The following is an 11,808-nucleotide window of genomic DNA, read 5'->3' as shown; positions in this document are numbered from 1 at the left end:
TCACGAGTCGGACGAGGGTCGGACGAGAGGGGGTTCGGTGAGGGTCAGCGTGCCGTCGACGAGGCCGGCGGCGGTCAGGGTGGTCAGGTCGTCGAGGGCCGCCGCGTGCTGGCGCAGCAGGGTTGTTCGGCGGGCGATGTCGGCCAGGAGCGCGTCGTAGCGCTCGGCCTCGTCGCTGGGGAGGTCGGGGATGAGGAGGTCTTCTATGCGGCGGGCGGAGCGGACCGCGCCGCTCACCCGCCGGTGTTCGGTGGCCGCCGAGCGCAGGAGCGCCGCCAGGGCGCGGGGCCTTACGGGCTGCTCGGCGTCGGACCGTGCGCGCAGGACGCGGGCGGGGAAGGCCACCACCGACAGGCCCTCGTCGTCGACGTACGCGCCGAAGCTCGGGGTGGCGGTGACGACGATGTCGCCGGGTTCGGTGAAGTAGGCGTGCTCGTAGGTGGTGTGGAGTACGGCGCGGTCGATGCGGTGGCTGCCGACCGGCGCGCTGCCGGTGATCTCGGCCGGGGTGAGGACCGTGTAGTGGCCCGCGCCGCCGGTGAGGAGGTGTTCGGCGGCGATGCGGTGGCCGGACAGTCGGCGCAGGCGGCGGTCCTTGAGCAGGCGGGCCACGGTGGTGCGACGGGCCGGCTGGTCGTCGGGGCGCAGGACGGCGTTGGCGCGGATCGTGGGCGTGTGGTCGAGGGCGCTGCGGGTGGCGTCGATCAGCTGCTGGAGGCGGAGTTCAGTCTCGGAAATGCGGGCCGGGCGTTCGACGACGGTGCGGGTGTAGCGGTCGGCGTGCGGGCGGTGCTGTGGGGTGAACGCGGCACCGGGTGCGCTGGTCAGCGCGGTGGCCCGGACGACGGCGGCGTTGCGCGGTTCGTGGCGGCTGTCTGCCCGCCAGCCGGCGTCGCGGAAGATGTCGATGTCCTCGGCCAGCGCGTCCAGGGTCTGCGGGGTGAGGGAGCGTGAGGAGAGGTCGGCGAGGAGGATCTGGCCGGTGCGCTTGTCTTCGGGGGTGCGGTGCAGGAGCCAGATCGCGGTGCGGTGGGCCGGGCGGAAGGGGAGTACGCCTTCGGGGAGGCTGATCGCGGCCTTGAGGAGGTGCTGTTCCAGGAATTCCCGGCGCAGACGGTCCGCTTCCCCGCGGGCGGGCAGGGGCCGGACGAGCGCGTCGGCGGGTCCCAGGACGACGGCCGTGCGGTCCTCGGCGAGGAGGTCGGTGAGGTCCTGCAGGCTCTGCAGGACGGCGAGCGGGCTGCGGGTCTCGGCCGCCTCATAGGGCAGGCAGCAGGCGATGACGTGCGGGTTTCCCCAGTCTTCCGTGGCCAGTTCCTCGCCGTCGGCAAGGTCCATCTCGAATTCCTGGACCCCCTGTGCCATGAGGCGGCGGCGGGCGAGCCGGGCCAGGTCCGGCATCGGGTCCGCGGAGAGGAAGAAAGGTGAGTCCTCGGCGTCGGACACGGATTCGTGCAGGGCGACCAGCAGGTCGCCGCTCCGGGGGTGCAGGACGGCGGCCGTCGCTCCTTCCTCGCGCTCGTTCAGTCGCGCGAGGCCGGTCAGGCAGGCCATCGTGCGGCTCACCAGCGGAATCGGTTCATCGGCGACGAGGTCGTCGCAACCCAGGCGGCGGCGCGCGTCCATGACCCGTTCGAGCGCTTCGGCCGGGGTGTAGGCGGCCTCGGTGAGCTGGTCGGCGAGCACGGCGAGCAGGGGGCCCTGCCGGTCGGCGTCCGGCAGGTCGCGCAGCTCTCTTTGGAGGAAGGTGTCGTCGAAGTCGGTCTCTGCGGCACACTCCAGGATCGCCTGCCAGGGCAGGTCGGCAAGGGGTTTGTCGAGGAGCTGGCGCAGGCAGAGCAGCGCCGTCACCGTGTCGACCAGGGTGCGGGCGGGGATCGCGCGCCGCCAGGCAGACAGGGTGTGCAGCACCAGCTCCGCCCGGATCTGGCCGGCGTCGGCATTGCCGCGGCCGGTGGACAGAAGCCATTCGGCGACTTCACGGCCGTCGAAGAGCGGGCTGGCTCCCTCGTACGCGATGGGCTCGGGGAAATCCGCGTGCCGGCGGGCCCAGGTGGTGACGACGGGACGTTGGACCTGGGCCAAGGTCCCGATTTCGGCGTAACTGATCCGCCAGGAGATCTCCTCGGGCAGGATGGGAGCGGTTGCTTCACGTGTGCCAGCCATGCGATTCCGCTCCCTTCGTGAAGACTGCCTCGTGCTCCCGGTCGAGAACGTTTCTCCCAGGGCACCTCACACGCTACAGCCGGTCGAGCTCTCAACTTCGCCAACGGTTGATAACCAGGGTTATCAGGTTCTCGAACAATTTCACCTCCAATCTTCTGGCACCTTCGTCACCATCACCCCGGCACCACCCGCCGGGACGCCAGCCCCATACGAGTCCGACCGCATCGGCGTCCTCATCGCCGCACCTCTGCTCCCTTGCCGGGCACTCACCCCTGTCCGCCTCAACACCACCTGTCCCGTAAGGCCGCTCGTGTTACCGAACCGCACCGCAACCTCGCCCCAGGAGACCTCTGTGTCCAGCACCGCGTCGAAGCGCACCCTGTACCGCCTGACCCACGTCAAGGCGACCCCTGAGTCGATGCTCGAAGCCCTCGACGTCGACGCCCTCGACACCCTGGACGCGGTCGTGCGGGACGTCAGCGATCACATGGGAGTTCCCGCCCTCGCGGTGTCCTTCGCCGTAGCGAAGGAGGAAGCCGCCTGGGGCAAGGACATCCTCCGGCTCACCGACGAGTCGGACCTGCTGCAGAGCGAGCAGCGCACCGGCGCACTGCTCATGCTCGCCGTCGACGGCGCGGTGTACGCGATCGGCTTCGACCAGGGGTACCGGCTTCTCCCCACCCAGCTCAAGGACGCGCGCTTCGGTCTGTCCTTCGGTATCCGCGCCATCAACCCGCGGCAGGTGCGGGACTTCACTGCCAGCGTCCTCGGCCAGGCGCGCATCGACAGTTCCCTGGTCCCTGCCGGCGCCTCCGTACCGGCCCTCGGCCTCCGGGACCATGGGAGGATCATCCGCCACCTCGGCGGCTACCTCGACGAAGTCGACCTCACTGCGGGGCGCGGCACCAGGAACGGGGCCATGACTGCGGAGGGCGGCATCGGTCTCCGTATCAAACTCGGCACCACCCCCACCACGCTGGTCAAGGACATCCTCGCTATCGCTGCGATCTGCGAGCACGCCCCTCCCCACCCCGACCTGGCCTTCGTGGAACACATCACCCCGGTCAAGGCCCCCTCCCTCATCGACGCACTCGATGCGGAACTGGACGCCACGCTCGGCCGTCCCGCAGACGGCCGGATCGTCAGCGCTGTCCCCTTCTCCCAGAGCGCCGACCTGTCCCGGTCCACCGCTTGCACCATCAAGATCGGCTCCTGCCCTCCCCACCTCCAGGACGATTTCAGTCTCGACTATGTCCTGGAGCGGGCCCGCGTGATCAAGGCAGGCGCACGCGTCGAGGCCCTCCGGCAGGGCACCGTTGAACTGTTCCGCGACACGCTCGCCGCACGGACCGCACTCGCCCCGCGCACCGCTTCCCTCGAAGCCCTGTCCAAGGAATCCGCCATGAAGTGGATCGGGGCCACCTTCTCCCTCAACTCCCGCACGTTCTGCCTGCTCGACGATGAGTGGTACGAGCTCGGGGCGGACTACCTGCGCAACGTCAACGAGACCGTGTCCACGTTGTTCCCCGACGCGCCCTCTGTCGACCTCCCGCGCTGGCCGCTCGTCGAGAAGCTGAACAAGAAGGGAATCCGCGTGATCCGCCCCGCGGACGAAGGCGACTACAACAAGCTGGCCGCACAGGACCGCCGCGGCTGGGTCTGCCTGGACAAGAAGAATGTCCACAACCCCTTTCGGGCAAGCAACTCCGTCGAGATCTGTGACCTGTTGACCGAGGACGACACTCTTGTCCTCGTGAAGGCCGCGCACTCCTCTAGCCCGCTGAGTCACCTGTTCAGTCAGGCGCGCGTCTCCGTTGAGCTCCTCTTCGAGAACGCGGCCGTACGCGCGGAGTTCGCCCGGTCCGTACACGTCAACAGCGATCCGGCCCGCAGCATCCCCGAGGACTTCACCCCGCGCCACGTCGTCTTCGCGATCCTCCTTAAGGACGGAGCCAAGCTCACGCCGGACTCCCTCTTCCCGTTCTCCGCCATCACCCTGGCCCAGACCGCGAAGGCCCTCGCCGCTCGCGGCGTGACCGTCGAAGTCATCGGCGTCGAAAGCGAGTCGGCCCAGTCCGCCATGCGCGACGAGGCTGCGTAGCCGCCCGGGACTCTCGCCGTAAATACGCCCTCTATATCTCTCATCCGAACGAGGAGTCCTTTCAACAACCCCGAATTCCCGCAAGGGCAGCGGGCATCGTCTCCGGGTCAGGGCACCCAGGGAACGGCGGGAGGCTACATGGAACAGGACCTCAACAAGCGGCAGCAGGCCGTGCTCGGCTGGGTGGGCCAGGGGTGTCCCGACGGAGTCTGGCCAGACAGCACGTACAAGACCAGCGGACAAGCCCTGCAGAAACGAGGGCTCATCAAAGTCACCAAACCCGCGGGCATTGGAGCGCCCACCTCACCGAGAAGGGGCGGCAGCATCTCATCGAACGCGGCATCCGCCCCGTGGAGCAGAGCACCCGACCGCCGGAACGCCCCGCCCGAAAATCGGCACCGCCGCGCCCCCGAGCCGTGCCGAAGGCCCTTGCGAACTACGCGGACCAGCTACTCGATGAACTGGCCGTTGCGAACGACGGCTGTCTCATCAAGCCCATCGAATCCGGCCCGCACGCGGTGAATTGGGCGTCACGGGTCAACGCCGCCCGCAAGTCCGGCAAGATCCCTCACACGCAGGAAATCCACGGATACCGCACCCACCGCGGCTATGAGATCAAGCTGATCGACATCCCTGCCTGGCGCCTCGCGGAACTCACCCCGCCCCCTGTGCCGGCCAGACTCACCAAACCCCATGCCGTCGTAGCCGCCCTCCAAAAGCAGCCGCAGCCCATGGGCCTGACCAGACCCCTCCAGGGACGAGCCCTGCGCATCATCCAAACCCTCATCGCCGCCACCACAGCCCAAGGCCACAAGGCATCGCTCGGAACCACAGAGGGCGCGCCCCCGCCCCATCGGCGCCGCAAGGCACCACCGCACTTCTCCATCACCGCCCAAGGCGAAAGAGTCGGATTGCTCGTCCTCCAAGAACAGGACCGCAGCGAACACGTCCCCACAGACAAGGAACTCGCCGACGCCAAGAAGTACTCATGGATGCGTATCCCCCGCTTCGACTACACCCCCTCCAGCCGCCTACGCTTCATACTCCGCGGCGGCAGCCCGCACCGTGCAAGCGAATGGGCAGATCTCCCCGACCGGCCTCTGGACGAACAACTCGCCGAGATCGCGCAGGAGGTCGGACTCCGCGGCGAGGCCTCAGAACGCAAACGCCTTGCAGACCAGCAAGCCAGAGAGGTACAGCAAAAGCGCTGGGAAGCCGCCCTGCAGGAAGCCCACGCCGCCTACGCCCACGCCTACCGCGTCAAACACCTCGGAGAACAGGCAGACACCTGGTACCAGGCCAGCCGCCTGACTGAATACGTCGCAGCAGTAGGCGTCCATGCCACATCACTTCCGCCCGGGCAGGAGCGGACCGAGGTCGAGGCGTGGCTCGCGTTCGCGGACGCGCACCTCCAAAACCTCACCGAATCGGCCTCAGCGCCGAAACTACCCACGCCGCCGAAACTCAGCGGCGACGACCTCAAGCCCTTCCTCTGCCACTGGAGCCCCTACGGACCCCGCTCCTACTGAGCCGGACCAAGGGAAATCACACCGCCACGAGCCGGACCCGCTCGCCGCACAGCTTGGCCATGTCGTCAATATCGGAAGTCAGCATGACCACGGGGCGGTGCTGTCGCAGCGCGGCCTCGGCGATGGCCGCATCGATCGCGTACTTGTGTCCGTGCAATCCGGCATTCATCAGCAGCTTCGAGGCAGCCCTTGCCTCCTCGTCGCCGACGGGAACGACCCGCAGCCCGGAAAGCACCCAGTTCAGGCGGGACTTGTTCGTACGGGCGTGGACGGCTTCGATGATGGCGAGTGCACTGATCACGACCTCCATGCCCCGCGAGCGCGCCTCAGCGATCAGAGCCACCACCTGCTCGTCGTCGGCGAGCAGCTTCGAGAGTCCCTCGCTGTCGAGGACCAGCGTCCCCTCGTGACTCAGCCTGCGGCGGGCCACTCGGCCTCCTCGGCGAACACCTCGTCGAAGACCTGTCGCGCCCGCTGACGAGCCGGCTCGGAGACCGGCCCCTTGCGGCTCTCGTAGTCCGCCAAGTACTCGTCCAGGACCTGCCCGCGCAGCTCACGCTCGACCGCCTCGGCGATGAACGCGGAGAACTCCCGCTTCCCCACCCTCGCCCGGATCGCCTCCGCGGTCCCCTCCGGCAGTGACAAGCTCACCCGCGTCGCCGGACCTTCCCCGATGCTGTACGTCGCCTCAGCCATACCCCGATTGTGTCAAACGAGTAGGAAAAGCGCCACGTCCGCACTACCTTCACACTCGGCCAGCGCCCCGCTCGCGCAAATCCCAGCACGGGCATCCCCATCCCATCCCAGCACGATCCCAGCACGGTAGGGATGAGCAGGGGTGATGACAGGTGACGAGGGGTCAGCCATCCCAGCACCGTCCCGCCACGGGAAAAAATTAAGGGCCCGACCCCGAAGGGTCGAACCCTCTCTGACCTGCATGTTTGCCAGATTAGCGACGTGGTGATATGTCAGCCGCTACACGTTGAAGCGGAACTCCACGACATCCCCGTCCGCCATCACATAGTCCTTGCCCTCCATGCGGGCCTTGCCGGCGGAGCGGGCCTCGGCGACGGAGCCGGTGGCGACGAGGTCGTCGAAGGAGATGACCTCGGCCTTGATGAAGCCCTTCTGGAAGTCGGTGTGGATGACACCGGCGGCCTCGGGGGCGGTGGCGCCCTTCTTGATGGTCCAGGCGCGGGATTCCTTGGGGCCGGCCGTCAGGTAGGTCTGGAGGCCGAGGGTGGCGAAGCCGACGCGGGCGAGGGTGGCGAGGCCGGGCTCCTCCTGGCCGACGGACTGGAGGAGCTCCAGGGCCTCCTCCTCGTCCAGCTCGGCCAGGTCGGCCTCCAGCTTGGCGTTGAGGAAGATGGCCTCGGCGGGGGCGACCAGGGCGCGCTGCTCGTCCTTGAACGCCTCGTCGGTCAGCTCGTCCTCGTCGACGTTGAAGACGTAGAGGAAGGGCTTGGTGGTGAGCAGGTGCAGGTCGTGCAGGAGCTCGGCCTTCTCGCCGCCCTGGACGACGCCGGCGGAGAAGAGCGTCCGGCCCTCCTCCAGGACCGCCTTGGCGGCCTCGACGGCGGCGACCTTGGGGGCGACGTCCTTCTTGATGCGCGACTCCTTCTGGAGGCGCGGCAGGACCTTCTCGATGGTCTGGAGGTCCGCGAGGATCAGCTCGGTGTTGATCGTCTCGATGTCGTCCTTGGGCGAGACCTTGCCGTCCACGTGGACGACGTTCTCGTCCTTGAAGGCGCGGATGACCTGGCAGATCGCGTCGGACTCACGGATGTTCGCCAGGAACTTGTTGCCCAGGCCCTCGCCCTCGGAGGCGCCGCGGACGATGCCCGCGATGTCCACGAAGTCCACGGTGGCCGGCAGGACGCGCTGCGAACCGAAGATCTCCGCCAGCTTCGTCAGGCGGGCGTCGGGGACGCCGACGACGCCGACGTTGGGCTCGATGGTGGCGAACGGGTAGTTGGCCGCCAGCACGTCGTTCTTGGTCAGAGCGTTGAACAGGGTCGACTTGCCGACGTTGGGCAGACCGACGATTCCGATCGTGAGCGACACGTGACGACTTCCTGTAGTGAGAGCGGGGCGGTCAACCAGTTTACGGGGCTCCCGCACGGTGCGACCGACACCGCTCGAACGAACGGCCGAGGCGGGGCAAAGGGCGTGTCCAACGCCGGATTCGCGGCGCTCCTCGACCTAGTTTGGTCGGGTGGAGCAACCCGGTGCACGCATCTCCCAGCACAAGGTCCGCCGCGCGGCCCCGGTGCCCCGGCCCGCCGCCCCCCTGGGGCAGGACGGCGGGCCGCCGGCCGGCCGGGCCCGCCCGGGGCGCTCCCCGCGCCCCGTGGCCCGCGCGCTGCGGCGGACGCAGGACCTGCGGCTGACGGGGCTGGGCAACGGCCTGCTCACCACCCTCGCGATGCTGGGGGCCGGCGAGCTGGACGCCGTGGCGGCCCATGGCTCACCGGCGCTGTACGGGGCGTTCTACGTCCTGTGCTGCGCGGTCTGCGCCCTGTCCGTGCGGCCCGCCGAGCTGGTGGCCGCGCCCGTGGCCGTGCCCATCGCCTTCGCCGTGGGGGCGCTGCCGGTCGTCGGCGGGGCCGGCGGGCTGACCGGCCGGGCGATGGGCCTGGTCAGCTTTCTGTCCCTGCAGGCCCCCTGGCTGTACGCGGGGACGCTGCTGGCCGGCCTGATCACACTCGTCCGCCGGGTGTCGCTGGTCAGACACCGCCGGCTGGTCCGGTCGCAGCAGCGGAAGCGGCCATCGCGGCCCCCACGATCCCCGCGTTGTTCTCCAGCCGAGCAGGCACGATCTCGGCGCTGACGCCCTGGATCAGCGGCAGGAACTTGTCCGCCTTGCGGCTCACGCCGCCGCCGATGACGAAGAGCTCCGGCGAGAACAGCCCCTCCACGTACCGCAGGTACTTCTGCACCCGGCGCGCCCAGCGCGCCCAGGTCAGGTCCCCGTCCTCCTTGGCCCGCGAGGACGCCCGGGTCTCCGCGTCGTGCCCGTTCAGCTCCAGGTGGCCCAGCTCGGTGTTGGGGACGAGCCGGCCGCCGGTGAAGACGGCGCTGCCGATGCCCGTGCCGAAGGTGAGCACGACGACCGTGCCCATGCGGCCCCGCCCGGCGCCGAAGGTCATCTCGGCGACGCCGGCCGCGTCCGCGTCGTTGAGCAGGGTCACCGGGGCGCCGATCCGCTCGCCGATCAGGGCGGCGGCGTCCAGGCCGATCCAGCCCTTGTCGACATTGGCGGCCGTGCGGGTGGTACCGCCCACGACGACGCCCGGGAAGGTCGCCCCGACCGGACGGCCGGACCAGCCGAAGTGGTCCACGACCTCCTTGACCCGGTCCGCGACCGCGTCGGGGGTCGCCGGCTGCGGGGTGAGCACCTTGTGGCGCTCCGCCGCGAGGGCGCCGCCCGCCAGGTCGACCGGGGCGCCCTTGATCCCGGATCCGCCGATGTCCACACCGAATGCGTCCATGGCGACCACGCTAAGGGCGGAAGGCCCGGCTCACCCCTCGGCGGCGTCGACCGCGGCGGCGGCCTCCGCGCGCAGGTCGCGGCGGAGCTCCTTGGGGAGGGAGAAGGTGATGGACTCCTCGGCGGCGGTCACGGTCTCGACGTCGTCGTAGCCGCGGGCCGCGAGCCACTCCAGGACGCCCTCGACGAGGATCTCGGGGACGGAGGCGCCGGAGGTGACGCCGACGGTGCCGACGCCCTCCAGCCACGCCTCGTCGATCTCCTCGGCGTAGTCGACGAGGTGGGCGTCCTTGGCGCCGGCGCCGAGGGCGACCTCGACCAGGCGCACGGAGTTGGAGGAGTTCTTCGAACCGACGACGATGACCAGGTCGGCCGCGGCGCCCATCTTCTTCACCGCGGTCTGCCGGTTCTGCGTGGCGTAGCAGATGTCGTCCGAGGGCGGCGAGAGCAGGTTGGGGAACTTGTTCTTCAGGGCGCCGACGGTCTCCATCGTCTCGTCCACGGAGAGGGTGGTCTGGGAGAGCCAGACGACCTTGTCGGGGTCGCGGACCTCGACGTTCGCGACGTCGTCGGGGCCGTCGACCAGCTGGATGTGGTCGGGGGCCTCGCCGGAGGTGCCGATGACCTCCTCGTGGCCCTCGTGGCCGATCAGGAGGATGTCGTAGTCCTCCTTGGCGAACCGGACGGCCTCCTTGTGGACCTTCGTCACCAGCGGGCACGTCGCGTCGATCGTCGCCAGCCTGCCGCGCCGGGCCTCCTCGTGGACGACCGGGGCCACCCCGTGCGCCGAGAAGATCACGATGTTGCCCTCGGGGACCTCCGCCGTCTCCTCGACGAAGATCGCGCCCTTCTTCTCCAGGGTCTTGACCACGTACTTGTTGTGGACGATCTCATGGCGTACGTACACCGGCGCGCCGTACTGCTCCAGGGCCTTCTCGACGGCGATCACGGCACGGTCCACACCCGCGCAGTAGCCACGGGGGGCGGCGAGCAGGACCTTGCGAGCGCGGGTTGCAGTCATGCGGTCCATCGTACGGGCCGACGGCCACGGCGCGTCCTGGCTCCCCGCCCGGGTCCGGGCCGAATACTGGCCGGACGTCCGCGGCGGGAACGAGCTGAGGAGGGCCGCATGTCCGCACCGCCCGTCGCCGGGGACGGCACGCTCCGGCGCGCCCTGTCCTTCCGGGACCTCGTCGTCTACGGGCTGCTGTTCATCGCCCCGATGGCGCCGGTCGGCGTCTTCGGCACGCTCCTCGCCACGGCGCGCGGGGCGGTGGCGCTGGTGTACGTGGTGGCGACGGTGGCGATGGGGTTCACCGCGTACGCGTACGCGCGGATGGTGCGGGTCGCGCCGCAGGCCGGCTCCGTCTACACCTACGCGCGGGTGGGCCTCGGCGAGGGGGCGGGGTTCGTGGCGGGGTGGATGGCGATGCTGGACTACCTGCTCATCCCCGCGGTGGCGTACCTCTTCTCGGGCATCGCGATGCACGCGCTCGTCCCGGCCGTGCCCGCGTGGGTGTGGACCGCGACCGCCGTCGTGGTGACGACCGGGCTGAACCTGTCGGGGGTCCGGGTGGCCGCGCTGGCCGGGTTCGTGGTGCTGGCGGTGGAGGTGGCGGTGCTGCTGGTCTTCGTGGCCGTGGCGGCGTACGCGCTGGTGGCGGACGGGCCGCGGCGGGGGTGGACGGAGCCGTTCACCGGGCAGGGGGGCTTCCCGGCGGGCGCGGTGCTGACGGCGGTGTCGGTCGCGGTGCTGTCCTATCTGGGCTTCGACGCGATCGCCGCGTTCGCGGAGGAGTCGGCGGGCGGGCCGGGGCGGGTGGCGCGGGCGGTGCTGACGTGCCTGGTGGTGACGGGCGTGCTCTTCGTCCTCCAGACGTATCTGGCGGCGCTGTTGACGCCGGTGTCCGCGGCGGAGCTGGCCGCGCGGCCGGCCGCGCAGGGGGCGGCGTTCTACGACACCGTGGACGCGGCCGGCGGGCGGTGGCTGCACGACCTGGTCGCGGCGAGCAAGGCGGGGGGCGCGGCGTTCGCGGCCCTGGCCGGGCAGGCGGCGGCGGGGCGGCTCCTCTTCGCGATGGCCCGCGACCGGCGGCTGCCCGGCCTGCTGGCGAAGGTGGACCGCGGCTCGGGCGTGCCCCGGCGGGCCGTGCTCGCCTCGGCGGTGATCACTTGCTGCGCGGCGGTGTGGGCGGCCCGGCGGGACGACGGGCTGGACCGGCTGGTGTCGGTGGTGGATGTGGGGGCGCTGGTGGCGTTCGGGCTGCTGCATGCGTCGGTGTTCGGGTGGTTCGTGGTGCGGCGGGGGGAGTGGCGGGGGGCCGATTTCGTCCGGCATGTGCTGGTGCCGCTGGTGGGGGTGGGGGTGGTGGCCGCCGTGATCGCGAAGGCGGCGGGGGCGGCGCAGGTGGTGGGGGCGGTGTGGCTGGGGGTGGGGTTGGGGGTGGCCGGGGTGCGCCGGGGGCGGTAGTCGTCGGTGCCCCCGGCCCTCCCCCGGAGGGGCCACCGCCCCACCCCCACTA

10 protein-coding genes are annotated in these 11,808 nt (G+C 70.2%); 4 read left to right on the top strand and 6 right to left on the bottom strand.

From position 1 onward, the window contains the following. Positions 1-2,166, bottom strand: a complete 2,166-nt coding sequence (locus tag AC230_RS15465) for a DNA methyltransferase family protein (RefSeq protein ID WP_049716749.1) — start codon at positions 2,164-2,166, stop codon at positions 1-3. A gap of 352 nt (positions 2,167-2,518) precedes the next feature. Between AC230_RS15465 and AC230_RS15460 the strand changes: the two genes are divergently transcribed. Both AC230_RS15460 and AC230_RS33760 read left to right on the top strand, forming a co-directional pair. After that, on the top strand, positions 2,519-4,267 hold the full coding sequence (locus AC230_RS15460; protein ID WP_049716748.1) for a DUF6119 family protein: 1,749 nt from the start codon (positions 2,519-2,521) through the stop codon (positions 4,265-4,267). A 350-nt stretch (positions 4,268-4,617) separates the two neighbouring features. Next, positions 4,618-5,796: a hypothetical protein gene (locus AC230_RS33760; protein WP_241833231.1), complete on the top strand. Its 1,179-nt coding sequence runs from the start codon at positions 4,618-4,620 to the stop codon at positions 5,794-5,796. A 16-nt stretch (positions 5,797-5,812) separates the two neighbouring features. Here the strand turns inward: AC230_RS33760 and AC230_RS15445 are convergent, their stop codons facing one another. The 3 genes from AC230_RS15445 to ychF form a co-directional block, all read right to left on the bottom strand. Next, positions 5,813-6,226 (bottom strand): PIN domain-containing protein, encoded by a 414-nt coding sequence (locus tag AC230_RS15445; RefSeq protein ID WP_049716745.1) that lies wholly within the window; start codon positions 6,224-6,226, stop codon positions 5,813-5,815. Continuing rightward, positions 6,208-6,492, bottom strand: coding sequence for a hypothetical protein (locus AC230_RS15440; RefSeq protein ID WP_028438980.1), 285 nt, complete (start codon positions 6,490-6,492; stop codon positions 6,208-6,210). Before AC230_RS15440 ends, AC230_RS15445 begins: the two co-directional genes overlap by 19 nt. 279 nt (positions 6,493-6,771) lie before the next feature. Continuing rightward, positions 6,772-7,860 carry a redox-regulated ATPase YchF gene (gene ychF / locus AC230_RS15435; protein WP_049716744.1) on the bottom strand — a complete coding sequence of 363 codons (1,089 nt, stop codon included), beginning with the start codon at positions 7,858-7,860 and terminating at the stop codon, positions 6,772-6,774. Positions 7,861-8,011: 151 nt separating this feature from the next. Between ychF and AC230_RS32590 the strand changes: the two genes are divergently transcribed. Then, complete coding sequence (locus AC230_RS32590; RefSeq protein ID WP_157868582.1) at positions 8,012-8,626, top strand: DUF6542 domain-containing protein; 615 nt, start codon at positions 8,012-8,014, stop codon at positions 8,624-8,626. Here the strand turns inward: AC230_RS32590 and ppgK are convergent. Continuing rightward, on the bottom strand, positions 8,523-9,287 hold the full coding sequence (gene ppgK, locus AC230_RS15425) for a polyphosphate--glucose phosphotransferase (RefSeq protein ID WP_049716742.1): 765 nt from the start codon (positions 9,285-9,287) through the stop codon (positions 8,523-8,525). The genes AC230_RS32590 and ppgK overlap by 104 nt on opposite strands. Before the next feature lie 30 nt (positions 9,288-9,317). Next, complete coding sequence (locus AC230_RS15420) at positions 9,318-10,307, bottom strand: 4-hydroxy-3-methylbut-2-enyl diphosphate reductase (protein ID WP_049717037.1); 990 nt, start codon at positions 10,305-10,307, stop codon at positions 9,318-9,320. A 108-nt stretch (positions 10,308-10,415) separates the two neighbouring features. Here AC230_RS15420 and AC230_RS15415 point away from each other — a divergent pair, with 108 nt between their 5' ends. Then, positions 10,416-11,756 carry an APC family permease gene (locus AC230_RS15415; protein WP_049716741.1) on the top strand — a complete coding sequence of 447 codons (1,341 nt, stop codon included), beginning with the start codon at positions 10,416-10,418 and terminating at the stop codon, positions 11,754-11,756. The last annotated feature ends 52 nt before the right edge of the window (positions 11,757-11,808 follow it).

The organism is Streptomyces caatingaensis (assembly GCF_001187435.1).
GTDB classification, from domain to species: Bacteria; Actinomycetota; Actinomycetes; order Streptomycetales; family Streptomycetaceae; genus Streptomyces; species Streptomyces caatingaensis.
Note: the sequence above shows the minus strand (reverse complement) of the source record. Positions and strands in the feature narration are given on the sequence as shown.